The organism is Alcaligenes faecalis, assembly GCF_002443155.1.
Taxonomy (GTDB): domain Bacteria; phylum Pseudomonadota; class Gammaproteobacteria; order Burkholderiales; family Burkholderiaceae_B; genus Alcaligenes; species Alcaligenes faecalis.
The window spans coordinates 3,141,508-3,161,527 of record NZ_CP023667.1; the positions used below are offsets into that span (position 1 = coordinate 3,141,508).

Consider the following 20,020-nt stretch of genomic DNA (forward strand, 5'->3'; position numbering starts at 1 on the left):
CCATGTCTTTTACCCCTGAATTCGCGACTATTGCAGCGCTGCGACTAGCCCTGCAAAACAAAACCGTCAGTGCCCGCGAGCTGGCCCAGCAAGCTCTGGACAGCAGCGCCCGCCAAAAAGAGCTCAATGCCTTTGTGCAGCAGGACGCTGCCCTGACCCTGGCCCAGGCCGATGCCGCCGATGCCCTGATTGCTCAAGGCAAGGCCGGCCCACTGACCGGCATCCCCATCGCCCACAAAGATTTGTTTGTCACCAAGGATTGGCAGACCACCGCCTGCAGCAAAATGCTGGAAGGCTACGTCAGCCCCTTTGACGCCACGGTTGTGACCAAGCTGCAGGCAGCCGGTGCTGTCTCGCTGGGCAAACTGAACTGTGACGAGTTCGCCATGGGCTCGCGCAACGAGAGCTCCGTGTTTGGCCCCGTACGCAACCCCTGGGATCACTCCATGGTGCCCGGTGGCTCCTCGGGTGGTTCCGCCGCTGTTGTGGCCGCTGGCCTGGTCGCCGGTGCAACCGCAACCGATACCGGCGGTTCGATTCGCCAGCCTGCCGCCCTGTGTGGCGTCAGCGGCATCAAGCCCACCTACGGCACAATTTCCCGCTTCGGGATCATTGCCTACGGCTCCAGCCTGGATCAGGCCGGTCCTATCGCCCGCAATGCCCGCGATTTGCTCGATCTGCTGGAAGCCATGTGTGGTTTCGACCCGCAAGATGCCACCAGCCTGGAATTCTGCGACGACCAGCCCAATAACGGCGCACGCATTCGCCAGCAATTTGAACAGCAACAGGCGCAGCAAGAAGCCCAAGGCAGCCAGCCCCTGAAAGGCTTGCGTATTGGTGTACCCGCCCAGTTCTTTGGCCCCGGCCTGGACCCGGTCGTTGCCGACGCCATCGAAGCTGCACTGAAAACCTACGAAAGCCTGGGTGCAGAACGCGTCACCGTGCAACTGCCCCTGACGGAATTGTCTGTCCCTACTTATTACGTCATCAGCCCTGCCGAGGCCTCCACCAACCTGTCGCGTTTTGACGGCGTACGCTTTGGCCACCGCGCCAGCCAGTACACCGATCTGAACAGCATGATCTCGCGCTCGCGCTCGGAAGGCTTCGGCCCTGAAGTGGTGCGCCGCATTCTGGTCGGCACCTACGTGCTCTCGCATGGATACTACGACGCCTACTACCTGCAAGCCCAACGCGTGCGCCGCATGATTGTGGACGACTTCCAGAAAGTCTTTGAACAGTGCGACCTGATCCTGGGCCCCGTCACACCGGCCCTGGGCCGCAAGCTGGGTGCCACCATCGAGGATCCCACCACGGACTGGCTGGGTGATGTCTACACCCTGGGCGTGAGCCTGGCCGGCCTGCCCGCCATGTCCATTCCTTGCGGCTTCAGCAAGGATGAGCGCCCCTTGCCCATTGGCCTGCAAATCATTGGCAACTACTTCCGTGAAGGCCAATTGCTGGCCTTTGCCGACCGCTTCCAGCAAGTCACCGACTGGCATCAACGTCAACCAGGACAACAATAATGGAATGGGAAATTGTGATCGGGCTGGAAACCCATACCCAGCTCTCGACCGAATCCAAAATCTTCTCCAGCAGCAGCACCCGCTTTGGCGCCTTGCCCAACACGCAAGCCAACGAAGTCGATATGGCCTTGCCCGGCGCGCTGCCCGTCTTTAACCGTGGCGCTGCCGAACGGGCAATTCGCCTGGGTCTGGCCGTCGGTGGCCACATTGCGCCGCGCTCCGTGTTCGAGCGCAAGAACTACTTCTACCCGGATCTGCCCAAGAACTACCAGATCAGCCAGATGGAAATTCCCGTTGTCAGCGGCGGCACAGTCAGCTTCATGCTGAACGGTGAAGAAAAAACCATCAATCTGACACGCGCCCACCTGGAAGAAGATGCCGGTAAATCCCTGCACGAAAACTTCCGTGGTCCTTACGGCGAGTCCAGCACCGGGATCGACTTGAACCGCGCGGGCACTCCGCTGCTGGAAATCGTATCCGAACCTGAAATGCGTTCGGCTGCTGAAGCCGTGGGCTATGCACGCGCCCTGCATAGCCTGGTAGTCTGGCTGGGCATTTGCGACGGCAATATGCAGGAAGGCTCTTTCCGCGTGGATGCCAACGTATCGGTACGCCCCAAAGGCCAGAAGGAATTTGGCACCCGTTGCGAACTGAAGAACATCAACTCCTTCCGCTTCCTGGAACGTGCCATTCAATACGAAGCACGCCGCCAGATCGAGCTGATCGAGGACGGTGGCAAAGTCATTCAGGAAACGCGCCTGTACGACTCGGACCGCGACGAAACCCGCAGCATGCGCAGCAAGGAAGATGCACACGATTACCGCTACTTCCCCGATCCTGATCTGCCACCTCTGTTTATCAGCGAAGAGTGGATCGAGCAGGTTCGTCAGGACATGCCTGAACTGCCCGCCCAGAAACTGGCTCGCTTCGAGCAGGAGTTTGAACTGAGCCGTTACGACGCCTCGCAACTGACGGTAGACCGTGCAACGGCCGACTTCTTCGAAGCCATCTTGCAAGCGGGCTCCAAGGCGAACGCGAAACTGGCCGCCAACTGGATTCTGGGCGAGCTCTCGGCTGCCTTGAACCGTGAAGAGCTGAGCATTGAGCAGTCCAAAGTCAGCCCCGCGCAATTGGCTCAGCTGATTGCCCGTATTGCTGACGGTACCATCTCCAACAAGATTGCCCGTGACGTGTTCGCGGCGCAGTGGGACGGCGAGCTCAATGGCGATGTGGATGCCATCATCGACGCCCGTGGCTTGAAGCAGATCAACGACGTGGGTGCCATTGAGGCCATGGTGGACGAAGTACTGGCCGCCAACCCCAGCATCGTTGAGCAGCACCGTGCCGGCAAGCCAAAGGCCTTCAACGCTTTGGTCGGCCAGGTGATGAAGGTTGCCAAGGGCAAGGCCAATCCGCAGCAGATCAACGAAATGCTCAAGCAAAAGCTGGACGCCTAAGTCCGGACGCTGCGCTACGCGGATACAAAAACACCAGGCCTTGGCCTGGTGTTTTTTTTACTACTGAATCCTGCTTAACAAACGCGGGAGATCAGACGCCGTAGCGATCGCGGTAGGCTTTCACCTGGGGAGCGTGAGCCGCCAGGGTCGTATCGTCCGCCAGCACCGCCATGATGTCCGCCAGCGAGGCAATGCTGATCACAGGAATACCGTAAGTCTGTTCCACTTCCTGCACAGCAGAATGCGCAGACAGTTCCTGATCATTACCGGCGCGCTCCATGCGATCCAGAGCAATCAACACCGCTGCAGGTTCCGCACCTGCGGCCTTGATGATCTGCATGGATTCACGCACGGACGTACCCGCGGTGATCACGTCATCAATAATCACGACCTTGCCTTGCAAGGGTGCGCCCACCAGGGTGCCGCCTTCGCCGTGGTCTTTGGCTTCTTTGCGGTTGAAGGCAAAGGGCACATCACGATCACCGATTTGCGGGTGTTCAGCCAGAGCAATCGAGGTCGCGGCGGCCAGAGGAATGCCTTTGTAGGCGGGGCCGAACAGCATGTCAAAAGACACGCCCGAATCCAGCAAAGCCTGGGCATAGAAACGGGCCAGCTGACCCACGCTACGTCCCGTATTGAACAGGCCGGCATTGAAGAAGTAAGGGCTCAAACGGCCGGACTTGACCTTGAATTCCCCAAAGCGCAGCACTCCCTGTTCCAGGGAAAAGCGCACAAAATTGCGACGATTATCGTTATTAGCCGACATGACAGAGTATGAAAAAGATAGAGACGAAAGGCATTTTAGCGTGTTGTGAGCCATCACTTGGCAGGTTCAGCCAGTTCTTCTAGCAAGAAGTCGATAAAACTGCGCACTTTAGGTGTCAAATAGCGACGGCTGGCATAGACGGCGTGCAGTTGTTGCAGCTCTTCGGTGTAATCGGGCAAGAGGCGAACCAGTCGACCACTGTCCAGATCATCCATCACCAGCCATTCGGGCAAATAGGCCAGCCCTGCTCCGCCCAGGGCGCTGTAGTAGGTCAGATTTGTATTGTCCGAGCGCATGAATGGATTCAGACGCAAGGACTCCGGCCCATCCGGTCCTATAAACTCGAAACTGGGCTGCTGCAAATAGCTGGGGCTGATAGCGGGCAGGCGCATCACCTCCGCGCAGTTACGTGGCATGCCGTGCCGGGCCACAAACTCCGGGCTAGCCACCAGATGAAACGGCGTGGGGCAAATAAGACGCGCAATCTGATGCGGCGCAGGCTCACGCATCACCCGCAAGGCCAAGTCAAAACCTTCCGCCACCAAATCCACTTTGTGATTGCTCAGGCTCATGTCCAGGGTCACTTCCGGGAAGCGCGTTTGGTAATCCTGCAACAGTTGCGCCACTTTGCGGTTTGCAAACCATACGGGTGCTGTCACCCGCAATACCCCTTGGGGCTGATGCTCAGAACCCGACAAAGCCTGCTGACCGCGCTCCAGGGTATCGAGAGCCTGCAAACAATAATCAAAGTAGGTTTGCCCCAACTCCGTCAGGCTCAAACGACGACTGCTGCGATGGAGCAAGCGGGCGCCCAGCTGTTTTTCCAGGTTGGCCAGATGCTTGCTGACCATAGGCGCTGACATATCCAGACGTTGCGCCGCGGCTGCAAAACTGCCTGCCGCCACAATCTCCCGGAACACCCGCAAACTCTGAATCGTATCCATGCTTTCCTAATAAGAAAGTAACTAATGAAAATAGGCCTGTTTATTTCCTGATAGTAATTGATTAATCTTGAACGAGCGCTAACCCGGTGCTCGTCTGGACCTTGAATGGGCGGGACCAGTACCAGGCCGACATCACGTCGTGCCTGACACAGAGCTTCTTTCACCACACCGGGCCAACCGCTTCTTTTACCGATACTGTCAACTTTCCAAAGGAAAATACATGAGCGCCCTTACCTCTAGCTGGACTCCTCGCATCCTTAGCCTGCTACGCATCGTTACTGGCTATCTCCTGCTGACACACGGTACTGCCAAGATCCTGGGTTTCCCCAAAGTAGACATGTTTGCCAACCTGCAAATCGGCTCCATTTACGGTATTGCGGGCATTCTGGAACTGATTCTGGGTGTCCTGCTGGTAATTGGCCTGTTCTCTCGTTTTGCAGCCTTTATTGCTTCAGGCCTGTGCGCTTTCGCCTACTTTATTGGCCACGCCAGCGGCAGCACCTTCGCAACCCCTATCCTCAATGGTGGTGAAGCGGCAGTTCTGTTCTGCTTTGCCTTCCTGTACCTGGCCTTTGCCGGCCCAGGCCCATGGAGTATTGACGCAGGCCGCGGCAAAGCCTGACGCCTTAACCAACCCCTTATCCCCTGCCCCTATCAGGGCAGGGGCAGGAGATCATCATGACAATGCCCACCTACTTCATCTCGCATGGTGGCGGACCCTGGCCCTGGATGCCTGAAGCGCAAACCATGTACGCCCCGCTGCGTGCTGCCTTGCAGGATATTCCACGCCAATTGGGCCGCACGCCCAAAGCGATCTTGATGGTCTCCGCTCACTGGGAAGCTCAACAGGCCAATTTGCTGGTCGCAGCCGCTGCACAACCCAGCATGGTGTACGACTACTACGGTTTTCCGTCCCATACCTACGAGATTCATTACCCCGCACCAGGCGACCCTGCCCTGGCCCGACAGGCCTGTAATTTGCTGGAAGGCGCTGGCCTGCCCACCCATCTGGATTCGCAGCGGGGCTTTGACCACGGTGCCTTCGTCCCGGCTTATGTGATTTACCCGCAAGCCAAAGTCCCTATGGTGCAGTTGTCCATACACGCCAATTACGACCCGGCCCTGCACTACGCCATGGGTGAAGCGCTGGCACCGTTGCGAGATGAGGACGTACTGATTATTGGCAGCGGCCTGAGCTATCACAACCTGCGCAATATGGGCCCCGGCGGTGTGGAGCCCTCTGCCCAGTTTGATGCCTGGCTGCATCAAAGCCTGAGCCTGGAGGATCCTGCCGCACGTCGTCAGGCCCTGATGAATTGGGAACAGGCACCGGCAGCACGTATTGCCCATCCCCGCGAGGATCACCTGGTCCCTGTCATGGTTGCCGCTGGTGCTGCGCGTGGAGATGCGGCGCATCGCTTCCACCATGAAATCCAGGCCTTTGGTGGCTTGACCGTGTCCAGCTACCGTTTTGGCTCGGCCACGTAACAAGCTCTGACGGCCACTGACATCGAAGCAGATTACGGGTTACAGTGCTGACGCTATAAGGAGAATTGCCACGTGTTACGCGTCACCTCGTTAAACGTCAACGGTATTCGGGCTGCTTTTCGTAAAGGCCTGCCCGACTGGCTGGAAGCCCAGAAACCTCATATTGTCTGCATGCAGGAAATCAAGATCAGCGAGCCTGATCTGACCCCTGACCTGACCAACCCCGGTCAGTATCACGGGCATTTTCACCATGCTCAGAAAAAAGGCTATAGCGGCGTCGGCCTGTACTTGAACCACAAGGCAGAAAGTGTGGCCGAAGGCATGGCCTGTGAAGAATTCGATGCTGAAGGCCGCATCATCCGCGCCGACTGGAACGACCTTAGCGTTATCAGCGCCTACCTGCCCTCGGGTTCATCAGGCGACGAGCGTCAAACCGCCAAGTACCGCTTTCTGGATCATTTTGAGCAGTGGATTAATGGCTTGATGCAGGAACACCGCGATACTGGCCGCGAGTTCATTATTTGTGGTGACTGGAATATTGCGCACCACGAAGCCGACTTGAAGAACTGGAAAGGCAATCTGAAAAACAGCGGTTTTCTGCCAGAAGAACGCGCCTGGATGACTAAAGTGCTGGGCGAGCTGTCCTGGGTAGATGTGTATCGCAGCCTGCATCCCGATACCACCGAAGAGTGCTACACCTGGTGGAGCAACCGCGGCCAGGCGTGGGCCAAAAATGTGGGGTGGCGCATTGATTATCAAATTGCCACCCCAGGTATTGCTGCCAAAGCGCGTAGTGCCACGGTCTATAAAGAAGAGCGTTTCAGCGACCACGCGCCTTTGACGGTTGATTACGACTGGAACTTGTAAGTCCAGCCCGAGCGGGTCAGCGCCTTAGCTGCCCTTCTCAACCATGTAGCGCACCACGCTGCGCAATTGTTCATCAGTGGCTTTGGGCGCAGCGCCACGCGGTGGCATGGCGCCCTTGCCATTGATGACCACTTCCATCAAGGCATCCTCGCCTTGAGCAATCAAGGGAGCCCAACGAGCCTTGTCGCCCAGACGGGGAGCATTGGCCATACCGGATGCGTGACAGACCATACACGAAGATTTGTACAGCTTCAGAGCTTCTTCGGAATCGGCATGTGCTGCAGGTATAGCAGCCAACAAGAGCAAAGCGGCCATTGCGGATGACATCATGGTGGCGGGGCGATAGGTTCTCATGGTTTTACCCTTTAAACAGTCGGCATGAACGCATGCCCGGCTGATACTTCGTTTTCTGAACAAGAGGCCTGGTTTTCAAAATCCGCGCCCCCTGCTTGTTCACTGACTAATTACTATCCGAGTACTGCCTGAAAGCCCGGGCGGAATTGATTCGTACACCTTTTCCTCAATTCCGCCTACCGGGGCTGGCTCCTGCCTTAAGCCTTGATCGGGCCGGGAGGGCTGACTTGCTTCATCAAGTCGTCATTCCATTCGCCTTCGACCAGGACGTGACCTGCGGCGCCCAGTTCCATGGCTTCGATCAGGTTGTGGTTCACATAGGCGTACACACCAGGCTGCTTGAAGGTGTAGAGCGCCACACCGGCCGAACCACCGCGAATGAACCAGGTTTCCAGGTTCTTGGCGGGTGGGTCATCAAACTTGCCCAGTTCCCAAACCCAGTCACCGTGACCACCGATCAGGTGAGGACGGGTGTCGCGGTTGGCCTGCGAGTGAATGAACAGCACGGTTTCGCCCACATTGGCCTTCATGGCACCATCGCCCATCAAGGCACCGACCTTGCCGTTGAACACCACGTGGCTGGGGATCAGACCACGCATGGCTTCCAGGGTGTCGCCGTAGCTTTCAGCCGACGAGCCATACTTCTTGAAATTGCCCTTTTCATCACGAGGAATGTAGAGGTCAAATTCACCAATGGTGTAGACACGGTCGTAATGCAGCGAGTTGCCAGCCGAGTCCTTCAGGCCGTCGCGTGGCAGCACCATGACGGTACCGTGCATACCCTGAACCACGTGCCAGGCTACCGAACCTTCGGGTGCGCAGTGGTAAATGAAGGTACCAGTACGGTCGGCCTTGAAGCGCAGTGTGGCTTGCTCACCAGGGTTGACATTGGTTAGCTTGGCACCGCCCAGCGCGCCTGTGGAGGCGTGAAAGTCGATGTTGTGCGGCATGGTGTTGCTGGCCGGGTTGACCAGGGTCAGCTCCAGGTAGTCGCCTTCATGCACAACCATGGTGGGGCCGGGCATGGAGCCGTCAAACATCATGGCGTGCATGGTTGTGCCGTCACGGTCGACCACGATCTCTTTTTCCACGATGCTCATGCGGAATTCCACCACGCGAGGCTCGGGACCCACTTTCTGCTCGTGCTTGTGGACCATAGGAGGCGCAACCAGATCCACCTTGACCCGCTCCAGCTTGGCGATCTGGGCTTCTGTACGCGCGGCCAGCCAGGGCGCGTTCTTTTTTGGTGCAGCCGTCTCGCGGGCTTGTACTTGAGCCGCCAGCAAAGTCGTTCCTGCGGCGACACCTAGGCCAGCACTTTTCAAGAAATGACGACGTTCCATACTACCTCCGGTTTGATCCAGGCGTGATGCCTGCTGATTAAATGTTTTTCAGATCTAACAGTTACTGAATGTATTGGACCGCAATCAGACTTCGCACTCTTTGCTGCAGCGCAAGCATCTCGTAGAAGCAACAAAAAAAACCGCCCGAAGGCGGTTTTTTTCATAGACGGAATCTCACAGAAGCAAAGAGACCGTCCTGGCAAGGGATCAGGATGCTTTTACTGCGCCTGCAGCATGCGCTGCGGCACCGCGACGGCCAGCCATGATACGTACCAGAACTTGCTGGAATACGAGCAGGGCACCGGCAATAAACACAACGTCACCCAAGGTACGCCACCAGCGCAGGGATTGCAGAATAGGCTGCTGCATGAACTCTTCGCTGCGTGCATACCACATGCCTTCCGAGATGCTGGCCCAGGCCTGAATAATCCCGGCTGGCAGCAGGCTGACGAACATCATCAGAACCAGACCCAGGTTCAGCGTCCAGAAACCCCAGCTCATCAAGCGGTCGTTGTAGCGAACCTCTGGCGAGATATAACGCACCACCAGCAAGACAAAGCCCAGAGACAGGAAGCCATACACACCGAACAAGGCTGCGTGTGCATGCAGTGGCGTGGTGTTCAAGCCCTGGATGTAGTACAGCGAGATAGGTGGATTGATCAGGAAACCAAACACACCGGCGCCGAGCATGTTCCAGAAAGCCACGGCCACGAAGAACATGACAGGCCAACGCAGATCGCTCATCCAGCTGGCTTGTTTCTGCATCTTCCAGTTATGGAAGGCTTCGTAACCCAGCATGATCAAGGGCACCACTTCCAAGGCACTGAAGGAAGCGCCAATGGCCATGATCGGTGTAGTCGTGCCCGAGAAGTACAGGTGATGCAAGGTACCAGGCACACCGCCAACCAGGAACAGCGAGGCGGCAGCCAGACCAGCAATGGTGGCACTGCGCTTGGAAACCAGACCCAGGGTCAGGAAGATAAAGCCCATGGCAACCGTGGCAAAGACCTCGAAGAAGCCCTCAACCCACAGGTGAACCACCCACCAGCGCCAGTACTCCATGATGGTGATATTGGTGTGTTCGCCGTAGAACAAGCCGGTACCGTAGAACAGGCCAATGGCCACGGTCGAGATGGTCAGCAGAACCAGCAGGTGGTTGTCGCCCTTGTCACGACGCAGAGCAGGCCACATGCCACGCAGCATCAGCAACAGCCAGAAAGCCAGGCCAACAAACTTGATGATCTGCCAGAAACGGCCCAGATCCAGGTACTCATAGCCCTGGTGACCGAACCAGAAGTTCAGCTCGGGTGGCAGGATGTTCTTGATGGCCAGGAAGTTGCCGGCAAAAGAACCAATAAAGAGCACAACCAGAGCACCGAACAGAACATCCACACCCAGACGCTGGAACTTGGGATCTTCACCCCCGTTAATCAAAGGCACCAGAAACAAACCGGCGGTCAGGAAACCACTGGCAATCCACAAGAGAGCTGCCTGAATATGCCAGGTACGGGTCAGCGAGTAAGGGAACCACTGCGACACGTCTATGCCATAGAACATCTGGCCTTCAACTGTGTAGTGCGCGGTAAAGCCGCCCAGGAAGACCTGGATGACAAACAGGGCAACCGTCAGGAAGGCATATTTTTTCAGGGCACGCTGCGAAGGTGTCAGGCGGAAAGCCAGAACCGGGTCGGTTGCCGGTGCAACAGGCGCTTCCTCTTCTTTGTGCGTAAAGGCCCAGATCCAGACTAGCAGGCCAATACCGGCCAACAAGAGCACGATACTGACAATGGACCAGACGATATTGGCCGTGGATGGATGGTTATCCACCAGGGGCTCGTGTGGCCAGTTGTTGGTATAGCTGACAGTAGTGCCGGGACGCTCAGTTACCGTAGCCCAGGACAGCCAGAAGAAAAAGCGGGTCATGTCCTGACGACGCTGCAGCTCTGGCAAGGTGTTGTCCTTCATGGCGAAGCTTTCGCGGCTGGACTTCAGCTCGGGCGCGTCGCCAAACAGGTCGATGTAATACTGGGCGGTGGTATCGATGGCCTTGGCGCGGCGCTCGCTGATCTGCAATACGCCCGTCGCTTCATCAATGCGGTTGGGACGGTACTCGTCCTGCAGTTCCTGCCGCAAAGTGGCCTGCTGACTGGTTGTCAGCTGATCGTAGTTCAGCGAGTAGGTTTGCTGGGCAGCCAGATCCAGCCAGGCCAGAGCCTCGCGGTGCAACCAGTCGGCGCTCCAGTCCGGAGCCTGGTAGGCCCCATGCCCCCAGATCGAACCCAGCTGCATGCCGCCGGTACTTTGCCAGGCGGACTGGCCACGATGTATCTGTTCCTGTGAGGTAAATTCACGGCCATCCGGTGTGACTACCTTGACGGGCATAGGGGGTGCCTGACGATACACCTCCACGCCTGTCCATCCCAGGATGGCAAAGGTCACCATGGTGACTGCCACCAGGGACCACCATAGTTTTTTATAGCTACGCATTTTCTTCTCCGTCTCGCTGATGAATCAAACGACCCAATCCAAACAGGTCCTGGCAGGACCCAGTTACCTGGTCAAAACCTGTTTGGGTACGGCCCCGGAACGGGGGACGGACCGAAGTACACGCCTTGTAGCGATGTTCTGCTAAGTCGGGGGTCATGTCATAGTCCTTAAAAATGTATGACAAAACATCTAAAGCAAAGACCGTGCCAAGTCCTGGACGATATAGATCAAAGGTTTGCCGCCAGCATGGGTATAAACTACCTCGACAAAACTGGGTAATTTTCACCATAAGGGTATTTTTCACCCATGCTAGATCTTTTGATTGCCGACCTTGCCACCGAGATTCCGGGGCCACTACGCCTGCAGCGCATGGTGCATCTGCTGGCGCGGCACTTTGGCTGTGATGCGGCCGGTTTGCTGAAGCTGGACGACACGGTGCTGCGCATTGTGGCGGCCAGCGGCCTGGGCCATGACACACTGGGACGCCATTTTGTGATTGCGGATCATCCCCGTCTGGCTCGAATTCTGAGCACGCCCAACCTGACCCGCTTTGAGCCCAACTGCGGCTTGCCGGACCCTTACGATGGCCTGCTTGATGACAAGCTGGGGCAACCCTTGCCCGTGCACGACTGCGTGGGAATTACCTTGCAAGTGCAGGGCACGCCTTGGGGCATCCTGACGCTGGATGCCTTGCGGCCCGGCACTTTTTCCGCCTCCACACTGGTGGAGTTGAAGCACTGGTGTCTGGTGCTGGAAAGTGCAATCCGCATCAGCGAACTGGAGGAAGAAAACCGCAGCCTGCGCCTGCTCTCCACCTTGCCACCCGACTATTTATCGCGCAGCAACTCGGCTGCCATTATTGGCAACAGCAAACCCTTGCTGGAAGTGATTCAGTTGCTGGATACGGTAGCGACCTCCGAGCTGCCCGTGTTGTTGCTGGGCGAAACAGGTGTGGGTAAGGAACTGTTTGCACAACGCCTGCATCAACGCTCTCCACGCCACAGCCGGCCCTTGATCTACGTGAACTGTGCCGCCCTGCCCGAGTCTCTGGCAGAAAGCGAATTGTTCGGGCACGTAAAGGGGGCTTTTTCCGGCGCGCATGAGAACCGGGCCGGGCGATTTGAAGCCGCCCAGGGCGGTACCCTGTTTCTGGATGAAATCGGTGAGCTGTCTTTGACGATTCAGGCCAAGCTGCTGCGTACCTTGCAAAATGGCGAGATTCAGCGCTTGGGGGCGGACCATCCCATCAAGCTGAATGTACGGTTGGTGGCAGCCACCAACCGTGATCTGAGTCAGCAGATAGCCCAAGGCGGTTTCCGCGCTGACCTGTTTCACCGCCTGTCGGTTTTTCCACTCACCATCCCTGCACTGCGCGAGCGCCATCAAGACATCTTGCTGCTGGCAGGCCACTTTCTGGAAACCAACCGTTCTCGCTTGGGATTGCGCGGAATTCGCTTGTCGCCCGACGCAGAAGCCGCTTTACTGGCTTATCATTGGCCAGGTAATGTTCGCGAATTGGAACATTTAATCAGCCGGGCGACCATCCGCCTGCTGGTCGATACGCCAGACCGTAACCAAATATTTACGCTTAGCGCCGATAATCTCAATTTGTTACCTTCTACCCAGCAACCTGTCGCCGCGACCAGTATGGAAATTGGTGCACCCCGCCAATCCTTGCGTCAGTCCGTTGAACAGCTACAAAGCCAGCTGATACGACAGGCTCTGGAAGAGACAGACCGTAACTGGAGCCAGGCTGCCCGACAGCTAGGCATGGACCCCAGCAATCTGCACAAGCTGGCCAGCAAACTAGGGCTTAAAACCCGCTCAGAAAGCTTAAGTGATGACTGACATATCCTACCCCTCCTTGTTAGCCAGCCTGCCCGTTTTCTCCCTGCTGGACTCAGCCAGCATCAACGACCTGTGGCAAGAGGGACGCCTGATCCACTACGACAAAGACAGCCAGGTTTTCCGTCAGGAACAAAGCAGCGACCATTTTTTTGTCCTGCTGCAGGGTCTGATCAAGGTCGTACGCACCATGCCCAATGGCTCACAACTGCTGGTACGTTTTGCCTTGCCCGGCGATGTGATCGGCATTGCCCCTGCCTTGCGCCGTCGCAATTACCCGGCTACCGCCATCAGCGTCACCACCAGCGCTACACTGGCCTGGCCAGAAAAGTCCTGGGAAAGCCTGACCCAACGCTTTCCGTGCCTGCTCAGCGCCGCCCAAGACACGGTCGCCCGACGTCTTAGCGATGCCGATGATCGCTTGCTGGAAATTCACAGTCTGGAAGTCGAGCAGCGGCTGGCTCACAGCCTGCTGCGCTTGATTCGCCAGGTGGGCCAAAGCGGCACGGAAGGGACGTCCTTAAGTATTCCGGTGACCCGGCAAGATCTGGCGGATCTGGCCGGAACCACTTTGTATACGGCCAGCCGCGTAGTCAGCAGTTGGGATCATCAGGGCTTGATCCTGGCAGGCCGCAAACAAATCACGATTGCGGACCTGGATAAATTTGCACAAACCGTGCTGGAACGAGGCTAAGCGAGCGCTTAGTCTTCGGTGACCAGGCGCAGCCCCAGGTAACGCGGGGGCACGCCAACCGAACACGCTCCGGTTTTAGGGTCGCGGATAAAGTCAGGCATCACTGCAATGTGCTCGCCACCCAAGGTGCGTACACCACAGTTTTCCAGACGCGACTCCGCGCGCGGCATGCTGATACGGTGTACCCGTACGTGACAGGTATTGGTCCACTCGGCCACCTGCCCACCCGCATCAAACACCCCATAAGCATTGGCAACGCCCTGCCCCAACGGTGCCAGAGGAACCTCCTGGTCCTGCTTGCGCTTGTAGCTGTCCTGATACTCCTGCAGCCACAGGGCAGCCTGCTCGTTTTCATCCAGCCCGCCTTGCGCCGACTCAGGCACTTTCTGGTCTGCGAAATAGCTCCACTCCAGGTAATCCGGCAGACGGAATTTCTTGCCCGTGCGCTCGCTTAGCCAAGCTGCATAATCCTGCCCGTCCTGCCAGCTGACACCTACCACTGGCAAATTCTTGGCCTGCCCTTGGCCCACCGCGTCAGCGGCCTTGCAGCGTTCCGCACGAACACATTGGTCGTACTCGAACTGGCTGACCTGATACTTCATGGCTTTCAAGGTGGGAACAGGCGCGTACATCACGGTATCGGAGGCGATCAGACGGCCATCCAACAAATACTCACCCGCCTGCATGACCTCGCGGGCCGGACCGGCCACTTCCACCAGCTCGGGCAAAGCGGACGGATTGCTGGACTCGCCAGCCGAACATCCGGCCAATATGGCCACTACCAGCACGGATCCCACTACATGGCTTCGCATTGTGCACTCCCTAGAGACAAACACAATTGAAGCCCAGCCGCCGCAAACCGTCCTTGCGCCAAGGCAAATTGATGCGCTGGTCTACACAGGCTTAGGTCAGAAAATTCACAAAGCCCGTAATAATCACGGCATTGAAGAAGTCAATGAACAAGGAACCCACTAGAGGTATCACAAAGAAGGCTTTGCGGGATGGACCGTTGTCTTCTGTAAAAGCCTGCATATTGGCCATGGCGTTAGGCGTTGCGCCCATGCCAAAACCACAATGGCCAGCCGACATCACCACAGCATCGTAATCCTTGCCCATGACCTTGAAAGTCACGTAGCTGGCAAAGAAGAACATCAGCACCGTCTGGGCGATCAGGATAATCAACAGCGGACCCGCTACGTCAGCCAACTCCCACAGCTTCATTACCATCAACGCCATGACCAGGAAGAAAGCCAGGGACACATTGCCCATGGTTTCAAACTCTTTTTCCGGCAAACGGTAACGACGCCAGTCGATCACGTTACGGATGACGGCCGCCACCAGCATGGAGCCCAGGTAAGCGGGCAAGACAATGCCACGCTCGCCCAGCCATTCAATGATGACACTGCCCACACCAATCGCGATGGACAGCAGCACTACGGCGTATACCGGCATTTCAAAGCCGCCATCGTCAACCTGAACGGTTTCCTTGACCGTGGTTTGCACCGCATGAGGCGCATCTGCACCTTCGTGCTGGCGACGATGACGACGGTGTGGAGCAGGGCCATCAATATTGTATTTTTTCATCAGGCGCTTACCCAAGGGCCCGCCGATGACGCAACCCATCACCAGCCCCCATGTCGAAGCAGCAATGGCAGCAGGCAAAGCCCCGACAGCACCGGCATTTTCCAGCATCGGACCGAAGGCAGCAGAGGTACCGTGGCCCCCCGTCATGGAGATCGAACCGGCGGCCAGACCCAGCAAGGGATTGGCGTCCATCAGGGTCGCCAAGGTCACGCCCATCACGTTTTGCAGAATAATCAGGACAACCGCACAGCCCAGAAACAGAGCAACCGCCAGGCCGCCTTTTTTCAGCAGCTCGAAACTGGCTGAAAAACCGATGGTCGTGAAAAAGGCCATCAGCAAGAAATTGCGTATATCGTCGTTGAACGAAAAGTTGAACGAGCCGGTCTGATGTCCTACCAAGGCAATCAAGGCAAAAATCAAACCGCCAATAATGGGGCTGGGAATGAAATAGCGGGCCAATACAGCAACGCGATTCTTTATATATTCTCCCAGCACGAGAAAGACAGCCGCCAAACCTACCGTTTGCGCGATATCGAGCTGAATGTTCATCTATCCGTTCCTTACATCTTTGGAATAAGGGGCCTGCACCTGTGTGTCTGACAGAGGCTTCAAACCAATTTGTTCAAATAGGCATGTTTATCGTCGCTACTTCGTCCTTGTGGGATAAAGGCTTGACCACCAACAGCGTTGTAAAACCGAGAAAAATAACATGAACAGGCGCCTAATGACGCCAATTTCCCTGAATCGGTCCGCTTTATTACAAAAAAACCCGCCGATGGGCGGGTTGGAGAAAGCGTGATGCTTAGCGGTCGCGTTCGATGGAAAACGCGCACAAGCTAAGCAATACCTGCTTGAATTCGCTCTCAGGAACATCAGCCAGGGCCTGAACAGCCAGTTGTGCCTCTGCCTTGGCCGCTTCGCGAGTGTAGGCCAATGCATCGGTCTGTTCGATAGCCTGGGCAACAGCGGCAAAATCCGCATCACCAGTCTCAATGGCCGATTTGATCAGCTGAACCTGTTCGGGCGTACCCACTTCCATCACACGAATCAGGGGCATGGTGGGCTTGCCTTCGCGCAGATCGTCGCCCACGTTCTTGCCCAGAGCCTGGGCGTCGCCGGTGTAATCGAGCACATCGTCAACCAGCTGGAACGCAGTACCCAGGTGGCGACCGTAAGCAGCCATCGCTTCTTCCATCTCGGGCGAAGCACCGGCCACAATCGCGCCTACTTGGGCCGCTGCCTCAAACAGCTTGGCAGTCTTGTAGCGTACGACTTGCAGGTAACGATCCAGTGAAACGTCCGGATCGTGAACGTTCAGCAGTTGCAGAACTTCGCCTTCGGCGATCACCGTAGTGGCGGCCGACAGCACGGCCATGGCAGGCATGGAGTTCGATTGCACCATCATCTCGAAGGAGCGCGAATACAGGTAGTCGCCAACCAGGACGCTGGCCGCATTGCCGTAGACGGCATTGGCCGTGTGGCGACCGCGACGCATATCGGACTCATCGACCACGTCGTCGTGCAGCAAGGTAGCTGTGTGGATAAACTCCACCACGCCAGCCAGCAAATGATGCGTGTTCCCCTGATACGCCAGTGCACGGGCTACCAGCAACAGCAGCGCGGGACGCATGCGCTTGCCACCTGCACTAACGATGTATTCGCCGATTGTGCGTATCAGCACCACATCCGAATTCAAGCGCTCACGAATGACGACATCAAGAGCCTTCATGTCGTCGGCAATAGGTTCAATCAGGGTGGACAGGTTCAAAACAGAATTCCGGGCGAGTAAGGGAGGGGGCCGATAGCGGCCAACCGTAACTTGGTGATTATACGATTTTGAATCGCTTTGGGCCTATTGTTACGCGTGATGCACCACAGTGATCGCAGAAAAAGGTGCCAAATTAGCGATAATAAGCATTTCAACCTGAAACGGAGACCGTCTTGAGTTCGCAAGACCTGAGTACCCTGATCAGCCGGGCCGAGCGGGTTCTAGCTCAATTGGAAGCCTGGCTGCCCCCTGCTCCACCTCCCATCAACTGGGATTCCATTGCTTTTCGCTGGCGTACCAATGGTTCGCGCGGCTGGCTGGAAGGTGTCCAGCACGTAGCCACCATCCAGACCGACGACCTGCACCATATCGAACGCCAAAAAGGCATTATTGAGCGCAACACCCATCATTTCCTGGCAGGCAAACCGGCCAATAACGTCTTGATGACAGGAGCTCGCGGTACGGGCAAAAGCTCGCTGGTCAAAGCCATGCTGGCCAAATTTGCCGACCAGGGCCTGCGCCTGATCGAAGTGGACAAGTCCGACCTGGGCGATCTGGGCTACATCATCGACCTGATCAGCACCCGCCCCGAACACTTCATCATCTTCAGCGACGACCTGTCCTTTGAAGAAGGCGAAGCCGGTTACAAGGCGCTCAAATCCGTGCTGGACGGCTCGCTGGCCTCCCCTGGCGACAATGTACTGATCTACGCCACGTCCAACCGACGTCACCTGATGCCCGAGTACATGAAAGAAAACCTGAGTGCCTCCACGTCCGCCGACGGCGAGATCCACCCCGGTGAGGCGGTTGAAGAAAAGGTATCCCTGTCCGAGCGCTTTGGACTATGGTTGTCGTTTTACCCCTTTAAACAAGACGACTATCTGGACATTGTGTATTACTGGCTGAGCGCATTGGGTTGCCCTGCAGAACACATCGAAAGCTCGCGTACGGAAGCCTTGCAATGGGCTCTGGAACGTGGCTCGCGCTCCGGCCGGGTAGCACGTCAATTTGCTAGAGATTGGACCGCTAGACATGTCTAAACCCACGTTGGAAGTGGCCGTTGGCGTTTTACTGAACCAACACGGCCAAGTGCTACTGGGAAAACGCCCAGCCGATAAACCCTGGCCAGGCTGGTGGGAACTGCCAGGCGGCAAGATTGAAGCGGGCGAGAGCGTCATACAGGCGCTGGTACGGGAACTGCGCGAAGAACTCGGCATTGAAACCACCCATGCACACCCCTGGGTCACCTATACACACGAATACCCCAAGAACTTTGTCAAACTCTCTTTCTGCCTGGTGCGGGAATGGGAAGGCGAACCCCAGTGCCTGGAAGGCCAAGAGCTTGCCTGGGTCAGCCCTAAAGGTCCATTGGAAGTCGGCCCTGTACTGCCTGCTACCGAACCGCCGCTGAAATGGCTGCAACTGCCCGAACGCTACCTGATTACCCACATCGACGAGCCGGCCCGCTTACCCGCCTATCTGGAACAACTGGAACAAGCCCTGCAACAAGGCCCGGCCTTGGTCCAGTTTCGTGAGCCAGCCTGGGCTGCCCGGCCCGATGCCGAATTCCATTTGCACCAGGCGTTCCTGCAAGTTGTGAACCTGTGCCAGCGCTACCAAGCGCGCTGCCTGGTCAATAGCCTGCACCCCGAGAGCTGGTGGGACCACGCTGATGGTGTGCATTTGCGCGCCAGCGACGCCCAAGCCCTGTCCGCGAAATGCCACGACACGCTGACGACATTTCCTGCGATCAGCAAAGGCTTGATCGGCATGTCCACGCACAATGAAAGTGATATTGAAATAGCCCGCAAGATCCAGGCGGACTTTCTGGTTCTGGGCCATGTCCTGGAAACCTCCTCCCATCCCGGCGATCCCGGCATGGGCTGGGCCCGTTTTGCCAGTCTGGCGGAACAAGCTGGCCTGCCAGTGTTTGCCATAGGCGGGCAATCGGCCAAGACCCTGGCTGACGCCCGCAATCACGGCGCACACGGTATTGCCGGTATCCGCCACATGCTGGACAACGACCCGGCATGACGCCACACGTCAAGATTTCGGAACACGAAGGCGTACGCTACCTGCATCTGGGCTCTGCCTGGGTGCAGGGTGCGATGCGCCTGGATGCGCCCGATCAACTGGAGTTGCACTACATCCGTCAGATGATGATCTGGACCTTGTTCCAGACCGATCCGCGCCGTATTGCCCAACTGGGCCTGGGCGCCGGCAGCCTGACGCGCTTTTGCTACCAGCATTTCCCCCAGGCGCGCATCGACGCCGTAGAAATCAACCCGGAAGTGGTACAGGCCAGCCGCCTGCTATTCAATCTACCGCCCGACGATGAGCGCCTGAACGTGCACACGGTAGACGCGCTGGATTATCTGGACGCGGTCTACGGCGAGCTGGATGTGCTGCAAATTGATGTGTATTCAGACCAGGCCGAGCACCCTGCCCTGGAAAGCGAAGCCTTTTATCAGGCCTGTCGCAAAGCTCTGGGGCCGCAAGGACTATTGACGGTGAACCTGCTGGGGTCGGAAATGGTACATGCGCGCAATCTGCATGCGCTGCAAGAGAGTTTCCCGGCTGTGGTCTGGTTGCCTGAAACGCACGATGGCAATCTGGTTGCCCTGGCCTTTGCTGACCCGCCGCAAATTGATTTTGATGATTTGTACCAGCGGGCCGAAGAAATCCACGCCACCCTGGGCTTGGCCGACGGCGAGGAATGGGTTGACGGGCTGTATGCCTGGATGGATCAGGACTGAGGCGGTTTCCACGCACTATCAAGCAAGGAATGAGCCGCTGTTGAACTGCAAGCAAGCAAACTGCAGCCCCAAGCTTGAGAGGTAGTCCAATCCTTGCTTGGTCCATACGAGGTAAACCGGGCGTTGAAGCTCCGGCCCAGCCAG

The 20,020-nt window shown here is 57.2% G+C and carries 18 protein-coding genes; 10 read left to right on the forward strand and 8 right to left on the reverse strand.

The window, feature by feature from the left end; all coding sequences use genetic code 11:
- Positions 1–2 precede the first annotated feature (2 nt).
- The gene (gene gatA / locus CPY64_RS14685) at positions 3–1,523 is read left to right on the forward strand and encodes an Asp-tRNA(Asn)/Glu-tRNA(Gln) amidotransferase subunit GatA (protein WP_042486514.1); all 1,521 of its coding nucleotides are present in this window, start codon (positions 3–5) and stop codon (positions 1,521–1,523) included.
- Entirely contained in the window at positions 1,523–2,980 is a 1,458-nt protein-coding gene (gene gatB, locus CPY64_RS14690; protein ID WP_042486516.1) for an Asp-tRNA(Asn)/Glu-tRNA(Gln) amidotransferase subunit GatB, read from the forward strand. Before gatA ends, gatB begins: the two co-directional genes overlap by 1 nt.
- A gap of 91 nt (positions 2,981–3,071) precedes the next feature.
- Here the strand turns inward: gatB and pyrE are convergent, their stop codons facing one another.
- On the reverse strand, positions 3,072–3,746 hold the full coding sequence (pyrE, locus tag CPY64_RS14695; protein WP_026484434.1) for an orotate phosphoribosyltransferase: 675 nt from the start codon (positions 3,744–3,746) through the stop codon (positions 3,072–3,074).
- Positions 3,747–3,799: 53 nt separating this feature from the next.
- A complete protein-coding gene (locus tag CPY64_RS14700) occupies positions 3,800–4,690 on the reverse strand; it encodes a LysR family transcriptional regulator (RefSeq protein ID WP_042486518.1) in 891 nt (296 codons plus the stop codon).
- 220 nt (positions 4,691–4,910) lie between these two features.
- Here CPY64_RS14700 and CPY64_RS14705 point away from each other — a divergent pair, with 220 nt between their 5' ends.
- The 3 genes from CPY64_RS14705 (at position 4,911) to CPY64_RS14715 (ending at position 7,045) form a co-directional block, all read left to right on the forward strand.
- Positions 4,911–5,312: a DoxX family protein gene (locus CPY64_RS14705; RefSeq protein WP_042486521.1), complete on the forward strand. Its 402-nt coding sequence runs from the start codon at positions 4,911–4,913 to the stop codon at positions 5,310–5,312.
- Positions 5,313–5,368: 56 nt separating this feature from the next.
- Positions 5,369–6,178: a DODA-type extradiol aromatic ring-opening family dioxygenase gene (locus CPY64_RS14710; RefSeq protein ID WP_042486525.1), complete on the forward strand. Its 810-nt coding sequence runs from the start codon at positions 5,369–5,371 to the stop codon at positions 6,176–6,178.
- Positions 6,179–6,250: 72 nt separating this feature from the next.
- Positions 6,251–7,045 (forward strand): exodeoxyribonuclease III, encoded by a 795-nt coding sequence (locus tag CPY64_RS14715; RefSeq protein ID WP_042486529.1) that lies wholly within the window; start codon positions 6,251–6,253, stop codon positions 7,043–7,045.
- Positions 7,046–7,069: 24 nt separating this feature from the next.
- On the opposite strand, the gene CPY64_RS14720 is transcribed toward CPY64_RS14715, so the two are convergent.
- From CPY64_RS14720 to CPY64_RS14730, 3 genes are all read right to left on the reverse strand, one after another.
- Positions 7,070–7,399: a c-type cytochrome gene (locus CPY64_RS14720; protein WP_042486532.1), complete on the reverse strand. Its 330-nt coding sequence runs from the start codon at positions 7,397–7,399 to the stop codon at positions 7,070–7,072.
- 197 nt (positions 7,400–7,596) lie between these two features.
- A complete protein-coding gene (nirK, locus tag CPY64_RS14725) occupies positions 7,597–8,742 on the reverse strand; it encodes a copper-containing nitrite reductase (RefSeq protein ID WP_096917397.1) in 1,146 nt (381 codons plus the stop codon).
- A gap of 207 nt (positions 8,743–8,949) precedes the next feature.
- Positions 8,950–11,229: a nitric-oxide reductase large subunit gene (locus CPY64_RS14730; protein ID WP_042486535.1), complete on the reverse strand. Its 2,280-nt coding sequence runs from the start codon at positions 11,227–11,229 to the stop codon at positions 8,950–8,952.
- 306 nt (positions 11,230–11,535) lie between these two features.
- On the opposite strand from CPY64_RS14730, the gene norR reads away from it, so the two are divergent.
- Together norR and CPY64_RS14740 are read left to right on the forward strand one after the other, a co-directional pair.
- Positions 11,536–13,077, forward strand: coding sequence for a nitric oxide reductase transcriptional regulator NorR (norR, locus tag CPY64_RS14735; RefSeq protein WP_042486538.1), 1,542 nt, complete (start codon positions 11,536–11,538; stop codon positions 13,075–13,077).
- On the forward strand, positions 13,070–13,768 hold the full coding sequence (locus tag CPY64_RS14740; RefSeq protein WP_042486542.1) for a Crp/Fnr family transcriptional regulator: 699 nt from the start codon (positions 13,070–13,072) through the stop codon (positions 13,766–13,768). The genes norR and CPY64_RS14740 overlap by 8 nt, the downstream gene beginning before the upstream one ends.
- Before the next feature lie 8 nt (positions 13,769–13,776).
- Here the strand turns inward: CPY64_RS14740 and CPY64_RS14745 are convergent, their stop codons facing one another.
- From CPY64_RS14745 to ispB, 3 genes are all read right to left on the reverse strand, one after another.
- Positions 13,777–14,580 carry a formylglycine-generating enzyme family protein gene (locus tag CPY64_RS14745; protein WP_042486545.1) on the reverse strand — a complete coding sequence of 268 codons (804 nt, stop codon included), beginning with the start codon at positions 14,578–14,580 and terminating at the stop codon, positions 13,777–13,779.
- A gap of 91 nt (positions 14,581–14,671) precedes the next feature.
- On the reverse strand, positions 14,672–15,901 hold the full coding sequence (gene gltS / locus CPY64_RS14750) for a sodium/glutamate symporter (RefSeq protein ID WP_042486547.1): 1,230 nt from the start codon (positions 15,899–15,901) through the stop codon (positions 14,672–14,674).
- Between the two features lie 253 nt (positions 15,902–16,154).
- Entirely contained in the window at positions 16,155–17,120 is a 966-nt protein-coding gene (ispB, locus tag CPY64_RS14755; RefSeq protein ID WP_042486551.1) for an octaprenyl diphosphate synthase, read from the reverse strand.
- Between the two features lie 173 nt (positions 17,121–17,293).
- Between ispB and CPY64_RS14760 the strand changes: the two genes are divergently transcribed.
- Genes CPY64_RS14760 through CPY64_RS14770 form a run of 3 tightly spaced genes read left to right on the forward strand, consistent with a single transcriptional unit; the run spans position 17,294 to position 19,876 of the window.
- Positions 17,294–18,160 carry an ATP-binding protein gene (locus CPY64_RS14760; protein ID WP_042486554.1) on the forward strand — a complete coding sequence of 289 codons (867 nt, stop codon included), beginning with the start codon at positions 17,294–17,296 and terminating at the stop codon, positions 18,158–18,160.
- The gene (locus tag CPY64_RS14765; RefSeq protein WP_042486557.1) at positions 18,153–19,154 is read left to right on the forward strand and encodes a Nudix family hydrolase; all 1,002 of its coding nucleotides are present in this window, start codon (positions 18,153–18,155) and stop codon (positions 19,152–19,154) included. The genes CPY64_RS14760 and CPY64_RS14765 overlap by 8 nt, the downstream gene beginning before the upstream one ends.
- Positions 19,151–19,876, forward strand: coding sequence for a spermine/spermidine synthase domain-containing protein (locus CPY64_RS14770; protein ID WP_042486561.1), 726 nt, complete (start codon positions 19,151–19,153; stop codon positions 19,874–19,876). Before CPY64_RS14765 ends, CPY64_RS14770 begins: the two co-directional genes overlap by 4 nt.
- Positions 19,877–20,020 lie beyond the last annotated feature (144 nt).